The organism is Bradyrhizobium guangdongense (assembly GCF_006483445.1).
Lineage (GTDB): Bacteria > Pseudomonadota > Alphaproteobacteria > Rhizobiales > Xanthobacteraceae > Bradyrhizobium > Bradyrhizobium guangdongense_A.
On sequence record NZ_PPPT01000005.1, the window covers coordinates 23,613 to 46,747 of the forward strand.

General features: G+C 64.0%; 23 protein-coding genes and 1 tRNA gene. 14 read left to right on the forward strand and 10 right to left on the reverse strand.

All coding sequences use genetic code 11. The annotated features are described in order from the left end of the window. Window positions 1-57: 57 nt before the first annotated feature. Window positions 58-813: a thermonuclease family protein gene (locus tag C2U70_RS00595; RefSeq protein ID WP_140975921.1), complete on the reverse strand. Its 756-nt coding sequence runs from the start codon at window positions 811-813 to the stop codon at window positions 58-60. Between the two features lie 87 nt (window positions 814-900). Here C2U70_RS00595 and C2U70_RS00600 point away from each other — a divergent pair, with 87 nt between their 5' ends. From C2U70_RS00600 to C2U70_RS00620, 5 genes are all read left to right on the forward strand, one after another. Next, window positions 901-1,320 carry a VOC family protein gene (locus C2U70_RS00600; protein WP_140975922.1) on the forward strand — a complete coding sequence of 140 codons (420 nt, stop codon included), beginning with the start codon at window positions 901-903 and terminating at the stop codon, window positions 1,318-1,320. Between the two features lie 256 nt (window positions 1,321-1,576). Continuing rightward, window positions 1,577-2,782 (forward strand): ABC transporter substrate-binding protein, encoded by a 1,206-nt coding sequence (locus tag C2U70_RS00605; RefSeq protein WP_140975923.1) that lies wholly within the window; start codon window positions 1,577-1,579, stop codon window positions 2,780-2,782. A 210-nt stretch (window positions 2,783-2,992) separates the two neighbouring features. After that, window positions 2,993-3,784 carry an enoyl-CoA hydratase gene (locus C2U70_RS00610; protein ID WP_140975924.1) on the forward strand — a complete coding sequence of 264 codons (792 nt, stop codon included), beginning with the start codon at window positions 2,993-2,995 and terminating at the stop codon, window positions 3,782-3,784. Window positions 3,785-3,786: 2 nt separating this feature from the next. Next, window positions 3,787-4,548 (forward strand): hypothetical protein, encoded by a 762-nt coding sequence (locus tag C2U70_RS00615; RefSeq protein WP_186293978.1) that lies wholly within the window; start codon window positions 3,787-3,789, stop codon window positions 4,546-4,548. Between the two features lie 186 nt (window positions 4,549-4,734). After that, entirely contained in the window at window positions 4,735-6,849 is a 2,115-nt protein-coding gene (locus tag C2U70_RS00620; RefSeq protein ID WP_140975926.1) for an acetate--CoA ligase family protein, read from the forward strand. 184 nt (window positions 6,850-7,033) lie between these two features. Here C2U70_RS00620 and C2U70_RS00625 read toward each other — a convergent pair whose 3' ends face one another. The 3 genes from C2U70_RS00625 to C2U70_RS00635 are packed head-to-tail and all read right to left on the reverse strand — an operon-like array spanning window position 7,034 to window position 10,110. Beyond that, complete coding sequence (locus C2U70_RS00625) at window positions 7,034-7,852, reverse strand: enoyl-CoA hydratase/isomerase family protein (RefSeq protein WP_140975927.1); 819 nt, start codon at window positions 7,850-7,852, stop codon at window positions 7,034-7,036. A 16-nt stretch (window positions 7,853-7,868) separates the two neighbouring features. Further along, window positions 7,869-9,029 carry an acyl-CoA dehydrogenase family protein gene (locus tag C2U70_RS00630; RefSeq protein ID WP_094890895.1) on the reverse strand — a complete coding sequence of 387 codons (1,161 nt, stop codon included), beginning with the start codon at window positions 9,027-9,029 and terminating at the stop codon, window positions 7,869-7,871. A 16-nt stretch (window positions 9,030-9,045) separates the two neighbouring features. Next, a complete protein-coding gene (locus tag C2U70_RS00635) occupies window positions 9,046-10,110 on the reverse strand; it encodes an acyl-CoA dehydrogenase family protein (RefSeq protein ID WP_140975928.1) in 1,065 nt (354 codons plus the stop codon). Between the two features lie 234 nt (window positions 10,111-10,344). On the opposite strand from C2U70_RS00635, the gene C2U70_RS00640 reads away from it, so the two are divergent. Continuing rightward, window positions 10,345-11,130: an SDR family NAD(P)-dependent oxidoreductase gene (locus C2U70_RS00640; RefSeq protein ID WP_140975929.1), complete on the forward strand. Its 786-nt coding sequence runs from the start codon at window positions 10,345-10,347 to the stop codon at window positions 11,128-11,130. A 191-nt stretch (window positions 11,131-11,321) separates the two neighbouring features. Here the strand turns inward: C2U70_RS00640 and C2U70_RS00645 are convergent, their stop codons facing one another. Beyond that, window positions 11,322-11,588, reverse strand: a complete 267-nt coding sequence (locus tag C2U70_RS00645; RefSeq protein WP_140975930.1) for a GlsB/YeaQ/YmgE family stress response membrane protein — start codon at window positions 11,586-11,588, stop codon at window positions 11,322-11,324. Window positions 11,589-11,610: 22 nt separating this feature from the next. Then, window positions 11,611-12,213 (reverse strand): YidB family protein, encoded by a 603-nt coding sequence (locus tag C2U70_RS00650; RefSeq protein ID WP_140975931.1) that lies wholly within the window; start codon window positions 12,211-12,213, stop codon window positions 11,611-11,613. Window positions 12,214-12,373: 160 nt separating this feature from the next. Between C2U70_RS00650 and C2U70_RS00655 the strand changes: the two genes are divergently transcribed. Both C2U70_RS00655 and C2U70_RS00660 read left to right on the forward strand, forming a co-directional pair. After that, window positions 12,374-13,381, forward strand: coding sequence for a 2-dehydropantoate 2-reductase (locus C2U70_RS00655; RefSeq protein WP_140975932.1), 1,008 nt, complete (start codon window positions 12,374-12,376; stop codon window positions 13,379-13,381). 14 nt (window positions 13,382-13,395) lie between these two features. Further along, a complete protein-coding gene (locus C2U70_RS00660) occupies window positions 13,396-13,599 on the forward strand; it encodes a hypothetical protein (protein ID WP_140975933.1) in 204 nt (67 codons plus the stop codon). Between the two features lie 155 nt (window positions 13,600-13,754). On the opposite strand, the gene C2U70_RS00665 is transcribed toward C2U70_RS00660, so the two are convergent. Then, complete coding sequence (locus C2U70_RS00665; protein ID WP_140975934.1) at window positions 13,755-14,378, reverse strand: hypothetical protein; 624 nt, start codon at window positions 14,376-14,378, stop codon at window positions 13,755-13,757. A gap of 208 nt (window positions 14,379-14,586) precedes the next feature. Between C2U70_RS00665 and C2U70_RS00670 the strand changes: the two genes are divergently transcribed. The 6 genes from C2U70_RS00670 (at window position 14,587) to C2U70_RS00695 (ending at window position 19,589) form a co-directional block, all read left to right on the forward strand. After that, the gene (locus tag C2U70_RS00670) at window positions 14,587-15,615 is read left to right on the forward strand and encodes an alpha/beta hydrolase (protein WP_140975935.1); all 1,029 of its coding nucleotides are present in this window, start codon (window positions 14,587-14,589) and stop codon (window positions 15,613-15,615) included. A gap of 27 nt (window positions 15,616-15,642) precedes the next feature. Continuing rightward, window positions 15,643-16,281, forward strand: coding sequence for an RraA family protein (locus C2U70_RS00675; RefSeq protein WP_140975936.1), 639 nt, complete (start codon window positions 15,643-15,645; stop codon window positions 16,279-16,281). Window positions 16,282-16,296: 15 nt separating this feature from the next. Continuing rightward, on the forward strand, window positions 16,297-16,668 hold the full coding sequence (locus C2U70_RS00680; RefSeq protein ID WP_140975937.1) for a cupin domain-containing protein: 372 nt from the start codon (window positions 16,297-16,299) through the stop codon (window positions 16,666-16,668). Window positions 16,669-16,716: 48 nt separating this feature from the next. Beyond that, on the forward strand, window positions 16,717-17,673 hold the full coding sequence (locus C2U70_RS00685; protein WP_140975938.1) for a tripartite tricarboxylate transporter substrate-binding protein: 957 nt from the start codon (window positions 16,717-16,719) through the stop codon (window positions 17,671-17,673). Between the two features lie 165 nt (window positions 17,674-17,838). Next, complete coding sequence (locus C2U70_RS00690) at window positions 17,839-19,389, forward strand: esterase/lipase family protein (RefSeq protein WP_140975939.1); 1,551 nt, start codon at window positions 17,839-17,841, stop codon at window positions 19,387-19,389. 123 nt (window positions 19,390-19,512) lie between these two features. Beyond that, a tRNA-Arg gene (locus C2U70_RS00695) sits at window positions 19,513-19,589 on the forward strand. Window positions 19,590-19,638: 49 nt separating this feature from the next. Here the strand turns inward: C2U70_RS00695 and C2U70_RS00700 are convergent. The 3 genes from C2U70_RS00700 to C2U70_RS00710 all read right to left on the reverse strand — a co-directional run bounded on the left by C2U70_RS00700 (window position 19,639) and on the right by C2U70_RS00710 (window position 23,126). Then, window positions 19,639-20,814 (reverse strand): Gfo/Idh/MocA family protein, encoded by a 1,176-nt coding sequence (locus C2U70_RS00700; protein WP_140975940.1) that lies wholly within the window; start codon window positions 20,812-20,814, stop codon window positions 19,639-19,641. A gap of 12 nt (window positions 20,815-20,826) precedes the next feature. Beyond that, window positions 20,827-21,882 carry a sugar phosphate isomerase/epimerase family protein gene (locus C2U70_RS00705; RefSeq protein ID WP_140975941.1) on the reverse strand — a complete coding sequence of 352 codons (1,056 nt, stop codon included), beginning with the start codon at window positions 21,880-21,882 and terminating at the stop codon, window positions 20,827-20,829. Window positions 21,883-21,956: 74 nt separating this feature from the next. After that, window positions 21,957-23,126: a Gfo/Idh/MocA family protein gene (locus C2U70_RS00710; protein ID WP_246666627.1), complete on the reverse strand. Its 1,170-nt coding sequence runs from the start codon at window positions 23,124-23,126 to the stop codon at window positions 21,957-21,959. Window positions 23,127-23,135: the final 9 nt, after the last annotated feature.

A 23,135-nucleotide genomic window follows, 5' to 3' on the forward strand; every position in this document is an offset into this window, starting at 1 on the left:
TCCTAGTTCCCCATTCACGTCGCTTACTCGTCGTGCCTAGCCGCGGCTCATGGCCGGCTAATTCGCGCCCAGTAACTCAACTTGTCCCACCCGGAGCACGTCGATCCGCGGCCCGGCATTCCCTTCGACCCAACCCCGCACTCGAATCCGCCGATTCTCCAGTGACTTAGGGGCTATACCAGCGCCCTCGAACGCTGTGACCATGCGCCTTGAAATAGTCACCGCGAAGCCGCGTGTCCAGTTCCGCCCGAAATTGAGATAAGTCGTTGCCCCGGCTTGCCGGACGGACAGGACTTTCCCCTCCACCACCACAAAGCGCCCCATCCCGGCCAAAATATCGTCCGGACTTTCCGCGTTTTTTATGGCCGATGGGTCAGCCCAATTTCCCTTTTTTGACCGCCGCGCCTCGGCCTCGGCGCCCAAGAGGGCGGCCGCGCACTCCTTGTCGGCGATTTCGCCTGACACCAGCGCCTCGCCCCGGGCGAGCAGCAGGGCCTGCGCCGGCGTGTCGTTGCCGGCGACGAAGACCAGCGCGACCTGCCGGCCGTAGCGGTCCGGCGTGTCGTCCTTTCCGCTCAGCGTGACGTCGCGACCCACCAGCAACGCGGTAAGCGCCTGCTTCGTCGTCGCGACCGGCTCGATCCCGCTCAGCCGCACCTCGCGGCCGTCGTCGAGACGCAAGCTGCGCGCGTCGGTGACGGCCGCCACGCGTCCTTCGCCCTGCGTCTCGAACTGGCACGCGCCCGCGCGTGCCGCGCCGTGAGACGCGAACAGCAGCGACGCCGCGACGAGGAGGGTAACCGGCTGCTTCACGTTCCCCGCAAAACTTGCGCTATGCTCAACCCCAAGAGGAAACCGGCTTCACGAGCAAAGGGCAAGGGAAACGAGGAGGGGATCGAGATGGGGATCGAGATCAACGGCATCGCGCATATTTTCCTGACCGCGTCCAATTTCGAGCGGTCGCGCGAGTTCTACCGCAAGCTGCTGCCGTTCCTCGGGCTGACACCCGTCATCGACATCGAGACGACCTTCTACTGCGTCGGTGGCCGCACGGCAGTCGGCATCTCCGCGCCGGCGCCGGAGCATGCGGGTGCGGCCTTCGAGCAAAAGCGCGTCGGGCTGCATCATCTCTGCTTCCGCGCACGCGAGCGCACCGATGTCGACGAGCTGCATCGCTTCGTCACCACTCTCGGTGCAAACGTCATTCGCGCGCCGCGCGAGGACAAATGGGCGCCGGGCTATTATTCGCTGCTGTTCGAAGACCCCGATGGCATCCGGCTCGAGCTCAATCACGTGCCGGGCAAGGGATTGCTGGCGTAGCGCGTCGTCACACACTCCGTCATTGCGAGGAGCCCTTGCGACGAAGCAATCCAGAGTCCCTCCGCGGATGCATTTCTGGATTGCTTCGCTTCGCTCGCAATGACGGTTTGGACAAATCATTCCGCTTTGCGGAAAACATGCGCGCAGACGCTGCGCGCGTGCCTGACTTGCTGCGCTCTCGCGCATGCGGCATGATCGCGGCAAGACCAATAACCAAGCCGCCATCAGAGCACGGCGCGATAAGGGAGTTTTTACGATGAAAAGAATTTTGTCCGGCATGGTCGCCGCCGCGTTTGCGCTCGGTGCAAGCGCCGCGCAGGCGCAGGACAAGCCGCCGCTGAAGCTCGGCGGCATTCTGGACATGTCGAGCCTCTATGCCGACATCACCGGCGCCGGCAGCGAGACTGCGGCCAAGATGGCAGCGGAAGACTTTGGCGGCGAGGTGCTGGGGCGCAAGATCCAGATCATCGCGGCCGATCATCTCAACAAGGCCGACAATGCGGCGAACATCGCTCGCGACATGTTCGACAATCAGGGTGTCGAGATGCTGTTCGACATCGCGGCCTCCGCCACCGCGCTGGCGGGCGGTGAGATTGCCAAGGCGCGCAACAAGATCGTCATCTTCAACGGCCCCGGCTCGATCCGCCTCACCAACGAGGCCTGCGGTCCCCTGACCGTGCACTACGTGTTCGATACTTTTGCGCAGGCCAACGTGACGGGCCTTGCTGCGGTGAAGTCGGGTCTCGACACCTGGTTCTTCCTGACCGCCGACTACGCCTTCGGCCAGGATCTGGAGAAGGACACCAGCAACGTCGTGACCAAGACCGGCGGCAAGGTGCTCGGCAACGTCCGTCATCCCCTCAACACGTCGGACTTCTCGTCCTTCCTGCTCCAGGCGCAGGCCTCCAAGGCCAAGGTGATCGGGCTTGCCAATGCCGGCGGCGACACCGTCAACGCCATCAAGCAGTCGGCCGAGTTCGGCATCATGAAAGGCGGTCAAAAGATCTCGCCGCTGCTCGCCTTCGTCACCGACATCGATTCGATCGGGCTCGAGACCGCGCAGGGATTGCTACTGGCCGAAGCCTTCTACTGGGATCTCAATGACGACACGCGCGCGTTCGCAAAACGCTTCCAGGAGCGCATGAAGCGGCCGCCGACCTCGGCGCAGGCCGGCGTCTATTCTTCCGTCACGCACTACCTGAAAGCGGTGAAGGCGGCCGGCACGACCGATGCCGCCGCGGTCATGAAGGTGATGAAGGAAACGCCGATCAACGACTTTTTCGCCAAGAATGGCAAGATCCGCGAGGACGGCCGCATGATCCACGACATGTATCTGTTCGAGGTGAAGAAGCCGTCGGAATCGAAAGGCCGCTGGGACGACTACAAGCTGCTGGCGACTGTGGCCGGCAACGAGGCGTTCCAGTCGCTGGAGCAGTCGCGCTGCCCGCTGGTGAAGAAGTGACGGCGTGAGCCGTCGTGGCGACACGCCGGCCCAACAACCGGTCGTCATCCCGGGACGCGACGCAAGTCGCGAACCCCAATGCGCAATTGCGCATTGTGGGATCCATCGGGCCGCAGTGACTGTTGAGAAATGGATTCCGGGCTCGCGCCAAGAGGCGCGCCCCGGAATGACGATGTGAGAGATCGAGACCAAAACCGAGGAACACACCCCATGAGCAACGAAATGGTCCTGCAAAAGCTCGAAGGCGGGCTGCTCACCATCACCATGAACCGGCCGGAGCGGAAGAACGCGCTGAACCCGGATATGGTGCGCGGGCTGGTCGAGGCGGCGCGGCGCGCGGCTGATGATCCGGAGGTGCGCGCCGTGCTGTTCAAGGGGGCGGGCGGCTCGTTCTGCGTCGGCGGCGACGTTAAGTCGATGGCCGAGGGCCGCGCGCCGCTGCCGTTCGAGCAGAAGCTCGCAAATCTGCGTCGCGGCATGGAGGTCTCGCGCATCCTGCACCAGATGCCAAAGCCCGTGGTGGCGCAGCTCGACGGTGCGGCGGCCGGCGCCGGCCTCTCGATGGCGCTGTCCTGCGATCTCCGCATCGCCAGCGAGTCCTGCAAGATCACCACTGCTTTCGCAAAAGTCGGCTTCTCCGGCGACTATGGCGGCACCTATTTCCTCACCCAGCTCCTCGGCAGCGCGCGGGCACGCGAGCTCTATCTGATGTCGCCGGTGCTGACGGCGAAGGAGGCGCACGCGATCGGCATGGTGACAAAAGTCGTGCCCGATGCCGAGATCGATACCGCCGCGCACGAGCTCGCGCTGTCACTGGCGCAGGGCCCGTCGATCGCGCTTGGCTTCATCAAGCGCAACATCAACAATGCCGAGCATCTCGCGCTCGAAGATTGTTTTGACGGCGAGGCGATCCATCACACCCGCTGCGGCGATACCGCCGACCACAAGGAAGCGGCAAAAGCCTTCGTCGAGAAGCGCAAGCCGGCCTTCAGAGGCGAATGATCATGGCCTCGTATATGCGCTTGCGGCAGATCTGCCTGGTCGCGCCGCAGCTCGAGCCTGTGATCTCCGACATCGCCGCAATCATGGGGCTCGCCGTCTGCTATCGCGACGGCAATGTCGCAAAATACGGCCTGGAGAACGCACTGCTCCCGGTGGACACGATCTTGCTGGAGGTGGTGGCCCCCTTCAAGGACGGCACCACGGCCGGCCGCTTCATCGAAAAGACCGGCGGTCGCGGCGGCTATATGGCGATTTTCTGCTGTAACGATCCCGACGAGCGCGGCCGCAATGCCAACGCGATGGGTGTGCGCACCGCGAACGTGATCGACCACGCGCCCTATCACGGCGTCCAGCTCCATCCGCGCGACTGCCGCGCCGCCTTCATCGAGTTCAACCACACCGACGGCAGCGACGACATTTTGGGCCCTTATCCGCCCGCGGGGCCGGACTGGCAAAAGTTCATCACCAAGGAGACGACCCAGGCTCTGACTGCGGTCGAGATGCAGAGCCCGGACCCGCAAGGGTTGGCCGAGCATTGGGGCAAGATCGTCGGTACGGCTGCAACGAGGGTCGGCGATGGCGCGGAACTGAAGCTCCCGAACGCCACCTTCCGCTTCGTGAAGGGCGGAAGCGAGATCATGAGCGGGCTGGAGTTTCGGGTGACCGATACGGCGCGTGTGCTGCACGCGGCGAAGGCCAGGGGGCATGCGGTGGCGGGCAACGAGTTTCTGCTGGGTGGCGTGACGTTCCGGCTTGTTGCTTAACTTCTTGCCTTGGTCGCTCTCAATCCGTCATCCTGAGGTGCGAACCATGCGACGCAACGCGTCGCGTGGAGAGCCTCGAAGGATGAGCGGCCGGGGTATTGCCACAGCCGGGCTGTCGCCCTTCGAGGGCCGCTGAAGAAGCGGCCGCCTCAGGGTGACGGATTGAGATAAGAGCAAGGGTTCAGCATGCCGCATCCGCTCGACAGCTTCTTCGCACCCGCCAGCATCGCATTGATCGGCGCCTCGCGCGATCACGAGAAGATTCCGGGGCGGCTGCTGTCGATGCTGCGGAAGAACGAGTATCCCGGACACATCTACCCGGTGAACCCGAACTACAGCGATATCGACGGTATCGCCTGCTACAAATCAGTCGCCGAGATCGGCGCGCCGATCGATCTTGCCGTCATCATCATCCCGGCCCGTGCGGTGCTGTCAGCACTCGAGCAATGCGCTGCGGCCGGCGTCAAGAACGCCGTCATCATCTCCTCCGGCTTTGCGGAGGAGGGCGGCGACAGCGCGGCGATGCAGGATGCGATCGCCGGTCTCGCCAAACGCACGGGCATGCGCATCTCCGGCCCCAACGCCGAAGGCTTTTTCAGCCAGATGCAGCGAGTGGCGGCAACGTTCAGCCCGGCGGTGGACGTCAAGCCGGGCGTGGTGCCGCTGGTCGCGACCAAAAGAAGGATCGGCATCGTCGCGCAGAGCGGCGGCATCGGTTTTGCCTATTACCATCGCGCCAAGGCGCTCGGCGTCGCCGTGAGCTACGTGGTCAGCGCCGGCAACGAGTCCGATCTCGGCGCCGGTGAATTCCTGGACTACATGGTGCAGGACGCCTCGACCGACGTGATCCTGCTGTTCATCGAGGGCATCCGCGACGTCGAGAAATTTCTTGCCGCCGCGCGCCGCGCGGCCGAGTTGAAGAAGCCCATCATCGTCACAAAGGTCGGCCGCTCCGGCGCTGGCGAGCGCGCCGCGGCCTCGCACACCGCGAGCATGGCCGGCTGGTCGGCGGCCTATGACGCGGTCTTCGCAAAATATGGCTTTATCGTCTCCAACGATCTCGACGAAGCCCTGACCGTCGCCGCGGTGCTCGCCAGCAATCCGCTGCCAAAGGGCGATCGCGTCGCTGTGGTCACCGTGTCCGGCGGTGCGGGCATCTGGGGCGCGGACGCCGTGGCGCTGCGCGGTTTGCAGGTTCCGGAGCTGTCCGAGCCAATCCAGGCCGGGATCAAGGCGCTGATGCCGTCCTATGGCTCGGCGCGCAACCCCATCGATGTCACCGCGCAGGGCGTGACCTCGGGTGGGCTGCAGAAGAGCGTCGACCTTCTCACGGCCTCTGACGATGTCGATGCGATCCTGGTCGTACTGTCGCTGTCGAGCGAGGTGCGGATGCCCTTCAAGGAGGCGGAGCTCAAGCCGGTGCTGTCGGCGCAGCGCATGCCGGTGGTGTTCTACTCCTACACGGTGCCCTCGGATTTCGCGCGGCGCGAGCTTGCCAAGTCCGGCGTCGTCGTGCTCTCAGGCCTCACTCATGTCGGTGTCGCCCTGCGTCAGCTCGTCGACTATGCGCGGTTCGAACTGCCAAGACCCGCCCACGATACGCGGCTGCCGCCGCGCGATCTGTCGACGCATCTGAAGTCGCCGGCTCTGTCGGAGGCCGACAGCAAGGCGCTGCTTCGCGCCGCCGGCATTGCGTTGCCGGACGAAGTGCTGGTCATGGATAAGAGCGGTCTCGATGAGGCGATTGCCCGCGTCAGCTTTCCTCTCGCGATGAAGGTCCAGTCGCCTGACATCGCGCACAAGAGTGAGGTCGGCGGCGTGCGCGTCAACGTCACGACCAAGGGCGAAGTATTCCTGGCGTTCGAATCGCTCCTGAACAATGCGCGCAAGCATCGGCCGGATGCCAGCATCCAGGGCGTGCTGCTCGCGCCGATGGCGAAGAAGGGCGTCGAGATCATCGTCGGCACGATGACGGACGCAACGTTCGGGCCGATGGTGATGGTGGGCCTCGGCGGCATCACCACAGAGCTGTTTCGCGACGTCGTCTACCGGCCCGCGCCGGTGAGCGCAGAGGAGGCGGGCGCGATGCTGTCGGGGTTGAAGGCCGCGCCGTTGCTCAACGGGTTTCGCGGGGCGGCGAAGGCGGATGTTTGCGCGCTGGCGCGATTGATTGCGGATGTGTCAGTGCTGGCGGCGCGGCATGCAAGGGAGATCGCGGAGATCGAGCTCAACCCGGTGCTCGTGCATGGCGAAGGGCAGGGTGTGACGATCGTCGATGCGCTGGTGGTGGGAAGGAAGTAGCGGCCATCATCACCGCTGTCGTCCTGGACAAGCGAGCAGAGCGAGCGCCGATCCAGGACCCATTACCCAAGGGAGTAGTTTGGCGACGACTCGTGGTTACCAGAGTCGCGCCGCAACCTCTCCCTGGGGTAATGGGTCCTGGCTTTCGCCAGGACGACCAGCGAGTGCGAGGTAGCAGCGGGCCTCACCGCCCCTTAAAGTTCGCCGCCCGCCGCTCTTCCGTGGCCTTCACGCCTTCCTTGAAATCTTCCGTGGCGCGCAGCCGGGTCTGCTCGGCGAGCTCGTGGTTGGTTGCCGCCATCACGCGATCGGCCAGTCCCGCGCGCATCGTGGCGCGCGTCGACAACAGGCCGAGCGGGGAGCATTCGGCGATTTCGCCGGCGAGCTTCATCGCGGTTGATTTCACCTGGTCCTGCGGCACCAGCTCGTTGGCGAGGCCCCATTTATAGGCTTCTTCGCCGGTGACGCGGCGGCTGGTGTAGAACATCAGCTCGGCATTGTTCTTGCCGATCAGTTCGGGGAGCGTCGTCGTCAGACCAAAGCCTGGATGGAAGCCGAGCTTCGTGAAATTCGCGGAGAAGCGCGCTTCGGGGCAGGTAACGCGGAAATCCGCCGACACCGCAAGCCCGAGCCCGCCGCCGATGGCTGCGCCCTGCACGGCGGCGACGATCGGTTTCTTGGCGCGGAAGATGCGCACGGCCTGGATGTAGAGATGGTTGATCGGGCCGAGGCTGTCGGCCGGATCGCCCTTGGCCTTCTTTTCGGCCTCCTGGGCTTCCTGCGCCTGCCGTGCGGGATCGCCAAAGTTGGCGCCGGCACAGAACGCCTTGCCTTGTGCTGACAGCACGGAGGCGCGGATCTCGATGTCGCGATCGAACTCGTCGAGCGCATCGGCGATCTGGTTGATCAGGGAGATGTCGAAGAAGTTGAGCGGGGGCCTGCGGATCTCGATGGTGCCGACATGCCCGACCTTCTCGACGCCGATATCTTTGTAAGTGCTCATGATGATCCTCGAAACTTTAGCGCAGGCCCAGTCCGCGGGCGATGATGCCGCGGAGCACTTCTGTCGTACCGCCCTGGATGGTGAGTTTCGGCGCGGTCTTGATGGCGAAATCGAGCTGCCGCTCCAGCGTCTCGCGATTGGTCGCGGTCTCCTCGACGAAAGCGGCGAGATCGCGCACGCGATGGGGCAATTGCTGCTCCCACACCGTGCCGATGTCCTTGACGATGGACGCTTCCACCACCGGCTCCTTGCCAGCCTGGAGCATGCCGGCAACCGACACCGACATACGCCGCATGGTGTGGAGCTGCGCGACGAGGCGGCCGATGCCTTCGGCGCTGCGGGTGTCAGGATTTGGACCGACCGCACGGACGAGCTCGGTCAGCACGTAATAGGTCTCCAGGAAGCGTTCGGGGCCCGAACGCTCATAGGCGAGCTCCGATGTTGCCTGCTTCCAGGCGCCGTCGACCTCGCCGAGCACGTGGTCTTCAGGCACGAAGAAGTCGGTGAATACGACCTCGTTGAACTCGTACTGGCCGGTGATCTGGCCGATCGGATTCACCTGAATGCCCGGCTGTTTCATCTTGACCAAGAACTGCGTCAGGCCGTGACGGCGGTTTTCCTTGGTCGGCGGCGAGGTCCGGAAGATCGCGATCATGTAATCGGCGATATGCGCCGATGAAGTCCAGATCTTCGTGCCATTGATGAGATAGCCGCCGTCGGTCTTGGTTGCGCGCGTCTTGGCGGCGAACAGGTCGGAGCCGGAGTTCGGCTCGCTCATGCCGATGGCAAAGCAGATCTCCCCGCGGCAGATCCGCGGCAGGATGTCCATCTTGATGTGCTCGGGCGCGTATTTGATCAGCACCGGCCCGCTCTGGCGATCGGCGACGAAGAAGCGCCGCGTCGGCGCGTTCGCCACGCGCATCTCCTCGGTCACCACATAACGCTCGAGGAACGAGCGCTCCTGGCCGCCATATTTCTTCGGCCAGGTCATGCCGAGCCAGCCTTTTGCGCCGACGCGACGCGAAAATTCCGGCGCGTCGGTGTCCTCGCGGTTGGGCTTGTGCGGATCGAAGGTGCCGGCGGCGATCTCTTCGGCGAGGAAGGCACGCACTTCCTTGCGCAATTGCTCGCACTTTTCCGGCAGGCGGATCGGATCGAAACGGAGGGCAGCGGTCATTGTTGTCTCGTCCTTCTCAGCGCGAAGCGACCAGCGGCCACAATTCGTCGGCGCCGCGATTTGCGACCAGTCTGCCGAGCTCGACGGCCCAATGGCTCTCGGAGCCAAAATCGTCGCGCCAGGCGAGCGCGCGCAGCGAGTAGCGGTGCAGAATGTGCTCGCTGGTGAAGCCGATGGCGCCATGCACCTGGTGGGCGATGGCGCCGCCCTTCTCGGCCGCTTCGGCGCAGCGGATCTTTGCCGAGGCTGCTTCGAGGAACACTTCGTCGTTGAAGGCGGAGGCGTTCGCGATCGCGTCGGCCGCTGATGTCGCAGCCGCAAGCGCTGCGGCGGATTCGCCGGCAAGGCGTGCGAGGTTGTGCTGCACGGCCTGGAATTTCGAGATCTTCTTCTCGAAGGCGACGCGCTCGTTGGAGTAGCGTACGGTGATGTCGAGCATCGATTCCAGCGCGCCGGCGATCTGCAGGCTGCGGGCGACGCCACCCATCAGCATCAGTTGCGCCTGGTCGAAGCCTTTTGGCGCCGGCTTGATCGTGATGGCGTGAGCCTTGTCCAGCGTCACGATATCGCTGTTGTCGTAGCCGACATTGAGGCCGCCCTCGATGCGTGCCTTGCTTGCGTCGACCAGCGCGATCGACACGCCGCCGCTGCCGTGGGCCAGCACCGCAAAATGCTTTGCGGCCTTGCCGAAAGGCACACTGCGCGCACGACCGGAGAGCGAGCCGTCGGCGTTCAGCGTGATCTTGTCCTTCGGGCTCGCCGGCAGCACCGTCATCTCGCCGCCGGGCGAGGAAATCTTGGCTTGCGCGAGCAGCCAGCCCGCAAGCATGGTTTCGGCCAGGGGAACCGCGACCGCGAAGCGGCCGGCGGCGTTCAGCAGCGCAAAGCCGTCGGCGAGGTCCGCGCCCGAACCGCCGCAATCTTCCGGTACCCATGAGAGGGGCAGGCCGGCATCGCTCAGCGCCTGCCACAGTGGCGCTTTCCAGGCGTCCTTCTTGTCGTGATTGATGGTTTGCGGATCGGCGAGATCGGCGAAGATTTTCTCCGCGGTCTCGACGATGATGTTGTCACTCTCCGCCACAGCGTTCCCCGTATTTTGCCATTGGCGCGTCCGTCTTGCGGACAGAGGCGCGGTCTCTTCTTGCGCCCGATGATCGGAAAAAGCCATGGTCCTGACAAGCGCTGTTCGCAAGCCCATCTGCGGCGGCGGCATGGGACAGGACTAATTCCGCTTAGCGGAGTATGGTCGATTTGCAGGGCTCGCCAAACTCGCTAAACAGGCGCCTGCAACTTGAAAACAAGAGAGGAAATCCGGATGGCTAAGGACGGCTTGTGCGCAATCGTGACGGGGTCCGCATCCGGTCTTGGAGCAGCGACCGCAGAGATTCTCAGCAAGGGTGGCGCGCGGCTCGTCATCAACTATTCGTCGAGCAAGAACGAGGCGGAGGCGACCGCAGAAGCCTGTCGCAAGGCGGGCGCGGCAGAGGTGCTGATCGCGCAGGGCGACGTCTCGAAGGACGAGGATTGCCGCAGGATCGTCGCGGCGGCCGCCGCCTGGGGCCGGCTCGACGTGCTCGTCAACAATGCCGGCACCACCAAGCATGTCGCACACGCCAATCTCGACGGGCTTTCGTCGGAAGATTTCCAGCGGCTCTATGGCGTCAACACCATCGGTCCGTTCCAGATGGTGCGCGCGGCGCGCAGCCTTTTGGAAGCGGGCGCGAAAGCTTCGGGCCGTCCGTCGGCCGTCGTCAACGTGTCGTCGGTTGCCGGCATCAGCGGCGTCGGCTCGTCGATTGCGTATGCGGCGAGCAAGGGCGCGCTCAACACCATCACGCTGTCGCTGGCGCGCGCGCTCGCGCCGCTGATCCGCGTCAACACGGTGTGCCCCGGCTATATCGATACGCCATGGTTCACCAAGGGGCGCGGCGAGGACGGGGCCAAGCAGGTGCGCGATGGCGTGGTGGCGAAGGTGCCGCTCAGGGTTGCCTCAAGCGCTGATGACATCGCGCAGCTCGTCTGCTTCCTGGCGACGCCCGCGTCCAGCAACATGACGGGCGAGATCGTGCGCATGGATGCGGGGCTGCATCTGGTGACGTGAGCGCGTCGTCGGTGCGGCAAAGCAGGTGTCGTCCCGGCCTAGTGCGCAATTGCGCACGGGGGCCGGGACCCGTAACCCCAGGGAGGAGTTGCGGCGCGAGACTGGTGACTACGAGTCTTCGCCAAACTACTCCCTGGGGTTATGGTCCCGGATCAGCGCTCGCTACGCTCGCTTGTCCGGGACGACGAGGGTCACCCCTTGATCACCCCACTCGCCACCAGCCGGTGCCAGATGAACAGCACCACCACCGCGCCGATGGTGGCGGTGATGAAGCCGGCGCCCTGGTCCAGGCTGTAATGGCCGATGGCCTGGCCGACCCAGGTCGCGAGGAATGCGCCGGCGATGCCGAGGACGGTGGTGAGGATGAAGCCTTGCGGATTTTTCGGTCCCGGCATCAGCCAGCGCGCGATGAGGCCGGCGATGAAGCCGACGATGATGACCCAGATGATTCCGCCCATGTCCGTGCTCCCCTTGCTCTGATCAGATCCGGCCCGAGAGTTCGTTCTCGGTCGGCAGCCGTCCGTCCGGCGTCAGATGATCGATCACCTGCGGCAGATACTGGCTGAGACCGGAAAGCAACTCGTCGCGCGAGAGGCCGCTCTGCGCCGACAGGCTCTGGATCTGGTCGGCACCGAGCGCGCTGGCGAGATCGCCGGGCGAGATCGCCTTGTTCTCGCCCTTGCCCACCCAGGTGCTGGCGGTGTCACCATGTCCGCCCTGCTGCAACTGGTTGAGGAGATCGCCGAGGCCGCCGGAGAGCACGCTGCCGGCCGCGCCGCCTGCGAGCAGGCCGCCGAGACCGCCCTTGAGAATATCGCTAAGGCCACCGCCGTCCTGGCCGCCAGCCGCGACAGTTCCGCCGCCCGCATTCGCCGGTGTCGGCGGCGGCAGCGGCGAGCGCGGCTGCGGTGCGGCACCAGGCTGACCGGCGGTCAGATGCTTGAAGGCTTTCCAGGCGAGCAGGCCGAGCAGCGCCATGGTCATCGGCGACATGCCGCCGGATTCGCCAGAACCTTTCGGGCTCGGTGTGCTCGGCCCGCGCGGGCCGTTCTGCATGCCGTTGAGGACGTCGAGTAGACCCATGGTGCTCTCCTGCCGCTGAACATGCCCCGGGCGAAAACATATGGGGCTCCCATGACGGTTACAAGGCAGACGCGGCGCAACCGGACGATGGGCAGCAGGCACGACCTTTGCTATCGATGCAGCCAGAGCCATGCAGCAGGATCTTTCGGGAGCACGACAGGTGGTGACGGATCGACCGATCGCGGTGGCCGGCGCGGGCGCCATCGGCTGTTTCGTCGGCGGCATGCTGGCGGCGCGCGGGTATCGCGTGGCGCTGCTGGTGCGGCCGCGGCTGAAGACCGAGATCGAGCGGTTCGGGCTCCGGCTGACCGATTTCGACGGCTCCGAGCAGCGTCTCTCCGCCGGACAGCTTGCGATGTCGGAAGATGCCTCAATTTTTCACAGTGTTGGCGCGGTGCTGGTCACCGTGAAAAGCGCCGACACCGCTGAGGTCGCCGACCTCATCGCAAAGCATGCGCCGCAGGATGCCGTGATCGTTTCCTTGCAAAACGGCATCGGCAATGTCGGCGTGCTGCGCGAGCGCCTGCCGGGCCGGACGGTGCTGGCGGGCATGGTGCCGTTCAACGTGATTGCGATGGGCGAGGGACGCTTTCACCGCTCGACGTCCGGCGACATCACTATCGAGGCGGATGCCAAGGGCACGGCGGCGCAGCTCTCGGTGCCGAGCCTGGCGATGCGCGCGAGCCAGAACATGGTCGGCGTGCAGCATGGCAAGCTGCTCATTAATCTGAACAATGCGCTCAGCGCGCTCTCGGATATGCCGTTGCGCGCGCAGCTCGCGAGCCGCGAATGGCGAAGATTGTTCGCCGACCAGATGGCCGAGGGCCTGGCCGTGATGACAGCGGCCGGCATCAAGCCGGTGTCGTCGACGCCGATCCCGCCGGCCTGGACGCCATTCCTGCTCAGGCTGCCCGATCCGATCTTCAACGCCATTCTGGGGCGCACGATGAAGATCGATCCAGAGGCACGCTCCTCGATGTGGCAGGATTTGAAGCAGGGCCGCAAGACCGAGATCGACTATCTCCAGGGCGCGATCATCGCGCTCGCGGAGAAGCACGGTGTCAGCGTGCCGCTGTCGCGCCGCATTGTTGCGCTGATCAGAGAGGCTGAGGAGGCGGGCAAAGGCCCGCCGAAGCTGACGCCGCAAGAGATCAGGGGCGGTGAGTGACGAGGAGATTTGCGATGAAGGTTTGCCTGATCGCGTCGATCTTGGTGGTGGCGCTCGTGAGCGCGCCTGCGTTGGTGCTCGCCGCGCCGCCGACTGTGACGCCGTCGCCCGGCTACGACAGGCGGCTGCAGGAGAGCCGCTCGGCAACGACCAGCTCACCTGCGCCGGTCAATCCGCCGACCACGGTGCGGAAGTCGAAGAAGAAGCCTGCAAGCTGAAGCGTTGCGCGTGCCGATCGATCGGTGCCGTAGGGTGGGTTAGCCTTGCGACTGCGCGAAGCGCAGTTCGCTGGGCGTAACCCACCTCTTTACTCTCCGCGGAGACAGACGTGGTGGGTTACGCCTTCGGCTAACCCACCCTACGGCAGCGTGCCTCAGCTCTTCTTCTTGCCCGACGGCGTCGTGAACAGCTTCTTCAAATCGTTCAGCCCTTCAGACAGCCGCGGCCATTCGCAGGAGAACGAGCCCTTTGCGCAATTCTTCGGCCGCGGGCGTACGTCGGTGCTTGCGGCGGGCTGCTGCTGTAATTGCTGCTGCCTTGGCCGTTCGACCGGCACCGGCACGCGCTCCGTCTCCGTGCTGCGCAGCGCGACCTGCTGGATCTGTTCCTGCTGTTGCTGCTGCTTGGCGGCGGCTTCGGCCGCCAGATGGCTGCGGCGCTGGTTGCCGAGATAGGAGGTGTAGGATTCGTCGATCTTCTTCTGCTCCTCCGGCGTCGGATTGGGGCCGGCGATGTCGAAGGTGCGGTCCTGCAGGAAGTCGTAATAGGTGTAGCCGCCACCGGGCTTGCGACGGCCGGCATATTTTGCGTTGCATTCGGCGAGCGCGGCGGTCGTCTCCGCCTTGGTCGCGGATTTCTCGGCGCGATCGGCGCAGTCCTCGAAATCGACCGGCGCGCGCTTCCACCATTGCGCATGGGCGTGCACGGGCAGCAGGACGAATCCTGCCACCAAGCCAACAGCCAACGCAGTGCTACGCGATGCGATCACGGACGACATTCACCAGATGCAAATGATATGGAACTCAACTGGAACTGAATCAGGCAAATTTTTGCCTGTTTCCCGGCAACTTGTCACCCATGGAACCCGTCTTTTTCGTGGCTGCAGTGCTGACATTTTTTGCTTGACGTGGCCGCAAGGTCACAGCCGCAACCGCCATGATGCGCATAGAGTTTGGAAAGGCTCGAAGCGGCGGGGATTTTTGGGAATGAGGTGGCCGGCATATCTCGCAGGAATCGCGCTGGTACTGTTGTCCTGCCACGCGCACGCTGCCGATGAGGACGCGCCCAACCGCAAGCCCGTGAAAGTGATAGCGGATGCGCGCCTTGCGGTCGGCAGCCAGGGAATTCTGCCGCTTTACCTGTCCAGCGACTGGACGCTGCCGCTGCCTGCGATCTCGCGCGCGGTGATCGTGCTGCATGGCCGCCTGCGGAACGCCGACGTCTATTATCAGTCGGCCACGACGGCACAATTTGCCGCAGGCGATGAGGGCAAGGCGACGCTGATGATCGTGCCGCAGTTTCTCGCGGAGATCGACATCGAGGCGCACAAGCTGCCGGCCGAGACATTGCGCTGGTCGCTCGAAGGATGGGAAGGCGGCGATACCGCGCTCGCGCCCAATCCCGTGTCGTCGTTCGAGGCGCTCGATGCGGTCCTGGCAAAACTCTCCGACCGCCGCATCTTCCCGAACCTCAAGCAGGTCGTGGTCGCCGGCCATTCTGGCGGCGGCCAGGTCGCGCAACGCTACGCCATCGCCGGCCGCGGCGAGGCGATGCTGACACGCCAGCATATCGACGTTCGCTACGTCGTCTCCAACCCGTCGTCCTACGCCTATTTCAGCAAGGAGCGGCCGGAGGCCGCGGTCGCCGCCTCCTGCCCCGGCTACAACAACTGGAAATACGGCATGGACGAGCGGCCGCCCTATCTCGCCGACGCCACGCCGGCCGCGCTCGAAGCGCGCTATGTCGAGCGCGAGGTGATCTATCTGCTCGGCACGCTCGACACCAATCCGGAGCATCCCGCGCTCGACAAGAGCTGCATGGCGAAGGCGCAAGGCCCCTATCGATACGCGCGCGGCCACGCCTACGCCGAAGCCATGGCCAAGCGCGACAAGGGCACGCCCAATCACAAGGTGTGGGATGTCGCCGGAGTCGGACACGACGCCGACAAGATGCTGACCTCGAAATGCGGGCTCGCTGCACTTTTTGACTTGCCGAGCTGCACTGCGGATCGGTGAACGTTTAACCCTGGGGGAAGAGCCAGCATGACCATCACCATCGCGGCCACGAGCGTCGCAAAGCCGCGCAAGGATCTGCTCGAGGGCTTCAAGGGCGCGCCAACCTCGGTCATTTCGGACAATCTCGCGCGGCTGCCCGGTTGCGTGGGCTTGCGCCCGTTCCACCGCGGCGGGCCGCTGCTTGGCGTTGCCTTCACGGTGCGTACGCGCCCTGGTGACAATCTCGCGATCCACAAGGCGCTGGAGATGGTCGGGCCCGACGACGTCATCGTCGTCGATGGCGGCGGCGACGAGTCCCGCGCGCTGGTCGGCGAGATCATGACCAATATCGCGCTCTACCGGGGCGCGGCGGGCTACGTCATTGACGGCGCGATCCGCGATGCCGGCGCGCTCGCGGCATCCGACTTTCCCGTCTATGCGCGCGCGGCGATCCATCGCGGGCCTTACAAGAGCGGGCCCGGCGAGATCAACGTGCCGGTCTCGGTCGGCGGTTGCGTGATCGCGCCCGGCGACATCATCGTGGGCGATGAGGATGGCGTGGTGTCGTTCCCGCAAAGCATTGCCGCAGGGCTGTTAGAGGCGGTACGTGCGCAGGTCGCGCGCGAGGAGGAGACGCTGAAGGCGATCCGCGAGGGTCGCTATCAGGGCTCGTATGGAAAATCGTGATCAGGGGAGGGCGCGTTGAGCCAGAAGGACGAATTCCACAATCTCGATAATCCCAGTGATGGCCTGTTCCGCGATCTCGCGCCCGGGCTCACGACGCGCATCTTCTCCGGCGAGCAGGCGATGCTCTCGGTGGTGACGCTGGCGCCGCATGCGGAAGGCACGCTGCATCATCATCCCGAGGAGCAATGGGGCGTGCTGCTCGAGGGTTCGGCGATCCGCGTCCAGGGCAGCGAGGAGATCCCGGTGAAGAAAGGCGATTTCTGGCGCACGCCCGGCAACGTGCCGCACACGATGCGCGCAGGTCCTGAGGGTGCGCGCGTGCTCGACATTTTCAGTCCGCCACGGCCTGAATACAAGAAGGCGGGCTCTGGCTTCGGTACGACTTAAATCGCTGCACGACAAAAACAACAGGCAGCAATCAAGGGGAGGGACGACATGGCGATCACGCGACGAACCCTGCTGGCCGCGCCGGCCGTGCTGGCGATTGGGCCGGCCTTCGCACAGGCATCGAAGATCACGCTGGTGGTGCCATTCCCGCCGGGTGGCTCGACCGACGCGCTGGCGCGGCTAATCCAGACGAACTTGCAGAGCAAGCTCGGCCGCGTCGTGATCGTCGAGAACAAGGCGGGCGCTGCCGGTGCGCTTGGCGCGGCGCAGGTCGCCAAGAGTCCGGCGGACGGCACCTCGTTCCTGGTGACCTTCGATTCCCATGCGGTGATCCCGACCATCCTCGACAAGCCGCCGGTCGATGTCGAGCGCGAGCTGGTGCCGGTCTTCCTCGTCGGCACCGCGCCCTATGTGATCGCGGCGAATGCCAGCCGGCCCTACAAGAATTTTGCCGACGTGATTGCGGCCTGCAGGCAGAGCCCGGGCGCGGTGAAATACGCGTCCGTCGGCATCGGCACGCTCGGCCATCTCGCCATGACCGTGCTCGGCAAGAAGGCCGGCGTCGAGATCATGCACGTGCCCTATCGCGGCGGCGGTCCCGCCATGAACGACGTCCTCGGCGGCCATGTCGATCTCATCGCGGGCTCGGCGGCGCTGGTTGCGGCGCAACTCGGCACTGGCTTGCTGCGCCCGATCCTGCAATTGGGCCGCGAGCGGCTGCCGAACCTTCCGGACACGCAGACCGCGATCGAAGCCGGCTTCCCCGATTTCGAGACGCTGGCCTGGTGGGGCATCTTTGCGCCCGCAGGCACGCCGGCGGACATCACCTCCGCCATGGCGAAGTCGGTGAAGGACATCCTGAGCGAGCCCGCGATCGCGGCCCAGCTCAAGGAGACCCAGCAAATGACGCTACTGCTCGAAGACGCCGCCCCCTTCAAGACCTTCTTCGACAAGCAGGTCGCCTATTGGGGCCAGGTCGTGCGCGAGAACAATATCAGGGCGTGAGCGGCGTTTTGGCCGGCCATGTGAAGATGGGCTCGTCACCGAGATGGAAATCGGGCTCGCTGTCTATTGCGTTGAATAATCATTGCCAGGCCCTCGATGGGGGGTACACTCAATAAAGGTTGAGTATTCTCGTCTCGGCTCCTCCTGGTCGAAAGCGATTTGGCCTTGATCGACGATTTTGTGCTGGCAAAGGTTGGTCCGAGTTCGGGTGTTCTCGACCTCATCTTCATTCACGGATTGACGGGGGATCTGACGCAGACATGGATGTCGCCCAGGTCCGGGGAGTCGAGCGGCGACTACTGGCCAAAATGGGTGTCTGAGGATCTGCCAGATGTGAATGTTTACGCACTGGGCTATCCGGCAAGCCTGTTCGAGAAGTGGACTATGCGCGAAATGTCTCTGTATGAGCGCGCGAAGGCAACACTCGAATATCTTGCGTCCTACAGCTTCGGAGATCGGCCTCTAGCATTTGTAGCTCACAGCCTAGGCGGGCTTCTCGTGAAGCAGCTTTTGAAGACGGGCTCGGAGTCCGTCGACGCCAGATGGCGAAAGATCGCTGAGAACATACGTTTGATCGTCTTTCTTGCTACGCCTCACACGGGGTCCAGTGTCGCTTCGGCGCTGACATTCTGTCTTCCGAGGCTAAGCTCGAAGCACGTTAACCTGCTTCGCTCGGGAGACAGCGAGCTGGATCAGCTCAACGCCACCTACCGCAAGTTGGCGCCGCAACTCGGGATTAGGACCGTGCCGTTCTATGAGATGCACAGAACTAAGCGATCAGCTTTGATCGTGGATAAGCTTTCCGCCGATCCCGGCGTCGCTGAGACGGAGTTGATTCCGGTTGATGCGGATCATGTTTCTATTTGCAAACCCGCGAACCGGCATGGTCTCGTCTATCTTAGCATAATCGGGCGTCTCTCCGATCTGCTCAAGTCCGTGGAAGGGAAGCGTACGGTTCGCCCACCCTTGTCACTACAATCTCACCGGTTGTCTCTTGCCGTCTATGGCGAGGAAGTTATCCGGGATTTCTACGTCGTTCTTCCGTTCGACGGCAAGACGGTGTTCGCGATCCCGATCGAATTTGCCGTCCAGTCGGCAATTCAAGCGAGCATTAAGAATGTCTTCGTGCATCTTGAAATCTCGGACACCCATTATCAGCATAAGCTCGTTCGCAAGCTCGACTCCTTTGCAGAGGCCCGTGACATCCGTCTGATCACAGACCAGGGAAGGACGAAACATATCGCGAGGGCGCTCTTTAGAATCCCGCATGTGCCTCCCGGTGCGGGCGTTCTCATCAATGACTTTATCTTCGCCAAGGAATCGACGATCGCGCCGTTCGATATTGATCTGCCGCTAAGGGATGCAAAGCCAGGAAAAGTTAGCGGCAAGGTCGTCTTTCGCATTCCCATCACTTTGACACTCGACGGCGAAGACGTGCAGCCATTGTCGACGACGGTCAATATCAGCTTCCGTCAGGGCGATATCCAGGATTTCAAGCACGTGAAGCGGGCGGAAAATCAAATCATCGAGGAGATGAAGGATGTAAGGCCGGCAGATGCCGTTTTCATCGGGTTCACCCGTTTCGTCAATCGGGACGGCTTCACACCCGAGGAACCGATATCCGAGGCCGATCCGGAGTCGCTGATTGCCGAGGTCGTCCGCATCACCCCTCGTGGCGTTGAGCCGAAAGGTCGAAGAAGGCGCGATCCGCATTAGCTCTTGGCAGGCAATCCCGGCCGGCAGCGAAAACGGCGATGCCGCAGAGGTGGAAGGGGCTTCCGATCCGCCGCCCGCTTTGATATGAACGGCACCAGCAACCCGCTCACGCGCGGGTTCCGCGGTCCCGTAGCTCAGCCGGATAGAGCGACGGTTTCCTAAACCGTAGGTCGCATGTTCGAGTCATGCCGGGATCGCCAGTTTTTTCGGGGCACGCTGATCGAAGAATTCGGCAACCTCCGCAGCTCATCATTCGATCCGAACCCAAACGCCGTTGGCTGAGGATGATTTCACCGCGGCGTCGATGAACTTCATGCCGGCGAGCCCATCATTCACCGTCGGATAGATCACCGCTGGATCCGGCTTGGCGCCGGCTAGGGCGGCGCGAATCGCGCGTGCTGCTTCGGCATAGATCGTTGCAAAACCTTCGAGGTAGCCTTCGGGGTGACCTGATGGGACGCGGGTGACGCGGCCAGCTTCCGGCAAGGCGCCGGCGCCGCCGCGGGTCAGCAGTTGCTTCGGCTGGCCGTAGGGCGTGTACCAGAGATAGTTTGGATCGGACTGAGCCCATTCGAGGCCGCCCTTGGTGCCGTGGACGCGCAGCTTCAATCCATTCTCATTGCCAACCGCGACCTGGCTCGCCCAGAGCATGCCCTTGGCGCCGCCCTTCCATCTCAGAAGGATCTGGACGTCGTCGTCGAGCAGTCGACCCGTCACGAAAGTCGAGAGCTGAGCGAGCAGCTCGTCGAGTTCGAGCCCGCTGACGAAGCAGGCGAGATGATAGGCATGGGTCCCGATGTCGCCGATGCAGCCACCGGCGCCGGACCGGGCCGGATCGGTACGCCATGCCGCCTGCTTTTGGCCGGATGCCTCCAGCCGCTCCGTCAGCCAGTCCTGTAGATATTCGGCCTGGACCAGCCGGATCGCGCCGAGATCGCCGTTTGCCACCATGGCGCGGGCCTGACGGATCATCGGATAGCCCGCATAATTATGCGTGACCACGAAGACCTTGCCGGTCTTTTTGACGAGTGCCGCCAGTTCCTCGGCTTCAGCGACAGTCGTCGTCAGCGGCTTGTCACAGATCACGTGAATGCCGGCTTCGAGGAAGGCCTTTGCCACCGGGCCATGCATGTGATTGGGGGTGACGATCGAGACCGCCTCAATGCCGTCGGCGCGGGCGGCTTCCGCTCTTGCCATCTCGTCGTAGCTGCCATAGGCGCGGTCCGCAGCGATTCCGAGCTCCTTTGCCGAAGCCTTGGCGCGGGCAGGCTCCGAAGCAAGCGCACCGGCGACGAGCTCGAACTGGTCATCGATCCGGGCTGCGATGCGGTGGACCGCACCGATGAACGCCCCCTGACCGCCGCCGACCATGCCGAGCCGGATACGGCGGTGACCTCCGGTCTCGTTGCCTGCTTCGATTGCCATGTATTGCCTCGCTCAGGAGATGCCCAGCATCTTGCGGTTCATCTTGACGTCGGTGCCGGCGCCGGCGAAATCGTCGAAGGCCTTTTCGGTGACGCGGATGATATGGTTCCTGATGAACTCGGCGCCCTCGCGCGCACCGTCCTCGGGATGCTTCAACGCGCATTCCCATTCGAGCACCGCCCAGCTGTCATAGTCATACTGCGTCAGCTTCGAGAATATGGCGCCGAAATCGATCTGCCCGTCACCCGGCGAGCGGAAGCGGCCGGCCCGATTCACCCAGCCCTGGAATCCGCCATAAACACCTTGTCGGCCGGTCGGGTTGAACTCGGCGTCCTTGACGTGGAAGGCCTTGATGCGATCGTGGTAGATGTCGATGTAGTCGAGATAGTCGAGCTGCTGCAACACGAAGTGCGAGGGGTCGTAGAGCAGGTTCGCTCGCCGATGGTTGTTCACCCTCTCGAGGAACATCTCGTAGGAGACGCCGTCGTGGAGGTCTTCGCCGGGGTGAATCTCATAGGCAAGATCGACGCCGTGCTCGTCCGCCTCGTCGAGGATCGGCCGCCAACGCCTGGCGAGTTCGTCGAAGGCCTCTTCGACGAGGCCGGGTGGGCGTTGCGGCCACGGATAGATATAGGGCCAGGCGAGCGCGCCCGAGAAGGTCGCGTGCGCCGTGAGTCCAAGGCGCTTTGAGGCGCGAATGGCGCACTTGACCTGGTCAACGGCCCACTCGGTGCGCGCTTTCGGATTGCCTCGCACTTGCGGGGCGGCGAAGCCGTCGAACACGGCATCATAAGCGGGATGAACGGCGACGAGCTGGCCCTGGAGGTGGGTCGAAAGCTCCGTTATTGCCAGGCCGTGACCGATGGCGACACCCTTAACCTCGTCGGCGTAATCCTGCGACTCCGCCGCCTTCTTGAGGTCGAACAGCCGTCCATCCCAGCTCGGTATCTGGACGCCCTTGTAGCCGAGAGAGGCGGCCCATTTGCAGATCGTATCGAAGGAATTGAACGGTGCCGTGTCGGATGCGAACTGCGCGAGGAAAATCGCCGGTCCCTTGATCATCTTCATCGAATGCTTCCTTCTCGCCTAGTTTCACGCGGCGGCTTCGGACGGTACGGCGAAGTCGCGACGTTGGCCGTGCTTCAGAACGTCTCCGCCGCCCACAGTGCCATCGCATCGGCCTCGGACATTGCTGCCGGCCGATCGACGCGCGAATGTACGGCGATTTCGCCGCCCTCGACACCGGCCTTCAGCGTGGCGTGCATCACCTCGAGCGCATGGCTCGCCAGCGCTCCGGAGGCGCGGTGCGGCGTGCCGTGCAACACCGCGCTTGCGAGTTCGGCGATGCCGAGGCAGCGATAATTGGCCTGGCTCGGCATGTGATCGGCCCAGTTCGGCGAGCGCCAATTGGGCTTGCCGAACGGACGGTCGTCGGCCGCGACCGAAATCCAGTCGCCACCCCTCTCGGTGTATTGCACCGCGCCGCCGAAAAAGTTCGGATCCGGCACGCGCAGCGACCCCTCGGTGCCGTACAGTTCGATCGGTGCATGCCCGTGCTTCCACACATCCCAGCTCATCGTGAAGACGATGTCAGCGCCGGTTTCGAAGTGAAGAAGCGCCATCACGGTCGTCGGCGTCTCCACCGTGATCGACTTGCCGTTCATCGGTCCCTTCGCGGAGACAAGCCGCGTGGCGAAGCCGGAACTCGCGCGTCCCTGCACGTGCGTCACGGGTCCCAGGAGATTGATCAGGGCCGCAAGGTAATAGGGTCCCATGTCGAGGATCGGTCCGCCGCCCGGCTTGAAGAAGAAGGTGGGGTCGGGGTGCCAGTGCTCCATCCCGTGCGACATCAGAAAGCAGGTACCGTAGAGCACCTTGCCGATCCGACCCGCGTCGATGATCTCGCGTGCGGTCCGTCCGCCACCACCGAGGAACGTGTCGGGTGCGCAACCGAGCTTGAGACCGCGCCGCGTCGCTTCGCCGACCAGTGCTGCGGCATCGGCGGCCTCTACCGTGATCGGCTTCTCGCCGAATACATGCTTGCCGGCGGTCAGCGCGGCGTGGCTCACGGCGAAATGTGCGTTGGGTGTCGTGAGATTGACGACGATCTGGATGTCGGGACGCGCCAGCAGCGCGTCGATCGTCAAGGCCTCGATGCCGAATTGTCCGGCCTGGTCGCGTGCGACCTCAGGGCGCAGGTCGGCGCAGGCGATCAGTTTGAGATCGCGGAAGTTCGGCATGTTCCGCAGGTAAATCGTCGAGATGTTCCCGCATCCAACGACGCCGACGCCGAGCTTGCTCATGTCACTCATTCCTTCAGC

Bases quoted from the DNA above. Each gene is read 5' to 3' on its own strand.
- C2U70_RS00610 (WP_140975924.1), top strand. From the start codon at position 2,993: ATGAGCAACGAAATGGTCCTGCAAAAGCTCGAAGGCGGGCTGCTCACC.
- C2U70_RS00640 (WP_140975929.1), top strand. From the start codon at position 10,345: ATGGCTAAGGACGGCTTGTGCGCAATCGTGACGGGGTCCGCATCCGGT.
- C2U70_RS00660 (WP_140975933.1), top strand. From the start codon at position 13,396: ATGAAGGTTTGCCTGATCGCGTCGATCTTGGTGGTGGCGCTCGTGAGC.
- C2U70_RS00705 (WP_140975941.1), bottom strand. From the start codon at position 21,882: ATGAAGATGATCAAGGGACCGGCGATTTTCCTCGCGCAGTTCGCATCC.
- C2U70_RS00615 (WP_186293978.1), top strand. From the start codon at position 3,787: ATGGCCTCGTATATGCGCTTGCGGCAGATCTGCCTGGTCGCGCCGCAG.
- C2U70_RS00645 (WP_140975930.1), bottom strand. From the start codon at position 11,588: ATGGGCGGAATCATCTGGGTCATCATCGTCGGCTTCATCGCCGGCCTC.
- C2U70_RS00620 (WP_140975926.1), top strand. From the start codon at position 4,735: ATGCCGCATCCGCTCGACAGCTTCTTCGCACCCGCCAGCATCGCATTG.
- C2U70_RS00710 (WP_246666627.1), bottom strand. From the start codon at position 23,126: ATGAGTGACATGAGCAAGCTCGGCGTCGGCGTCGTTGGATGCGGGAAC.
- C2U70_RS00600 (WP_140975922.1), top strand. From the start codon at position 901: ATGGGGATCGAGATCAACGGCATCGCGCATATTTTCCTGACCGCGTCC.
- C2U70_RS00605 (WP_140975923.1), top strand. From the start codon at position 1,577: ATGAAAAGAATTTTGTCCGGCATGGTCGCCGCCGCGTTTGCGCTCGGT.
- C2U70_RS00625 (WP_140975927.1), bottom strand. From the start codon at position 7,852: ATGAGCACTTACAAAGATATCGGCGTCGAGAAGGTCGGGCATGTCGGC.
- C2U70_RS00685 (WP_140975938.1), top strand. From the start codon at position 16,717: ATGGCGATCACGCGACGAACCCTGCTGGCCGCGCCGGCCGTGCTGGCG.
- C2U70_RS00675 (WP_140975936.1), top strand. From the start codon at position 15,643: ATGACCATCACCATCGCGGCCACGAGCGTCGCAAAGCCGCGCAAGGAT.
- C2U70_RS00665 (WP_140975934.1), bottom strand. From the start codon at position 14,378: ATGTCGTCCGTGATCGCATCGCGTAGCACTGCGTTGGCTGTTGGCTTG.
- C2U70_RS00630 (WP_094890895.1), bottom strand. From the start codon at position 9,029: ATGACCGCTGCCCTCCGTTTCGATCCGATCCGCCTGCCGGAAAAGTGC.
- C2U70_RS00650 (WP_140975931.1), bottom strand. From the start codon at position 12,213: ATGGGTCTACTCGACGTCCTCAACGGCATGCAGAACGGCCCGCGCGGG.
- C2U70_RS00670 (WP_140975935.1), top strand. From the start codon at position 14,587: ATGAGGTGGCCGGCATATCTCGCAGGAATCGCGCTGGTACTGTTGTCC.
- C2U70_RS00700 (WP_140975940.1), bottom strand. From the start codon at position 20,814: ATGGCAATCGAAGCAGGCAACGAGACCGGAGGTCACCGCCGTATCCGG.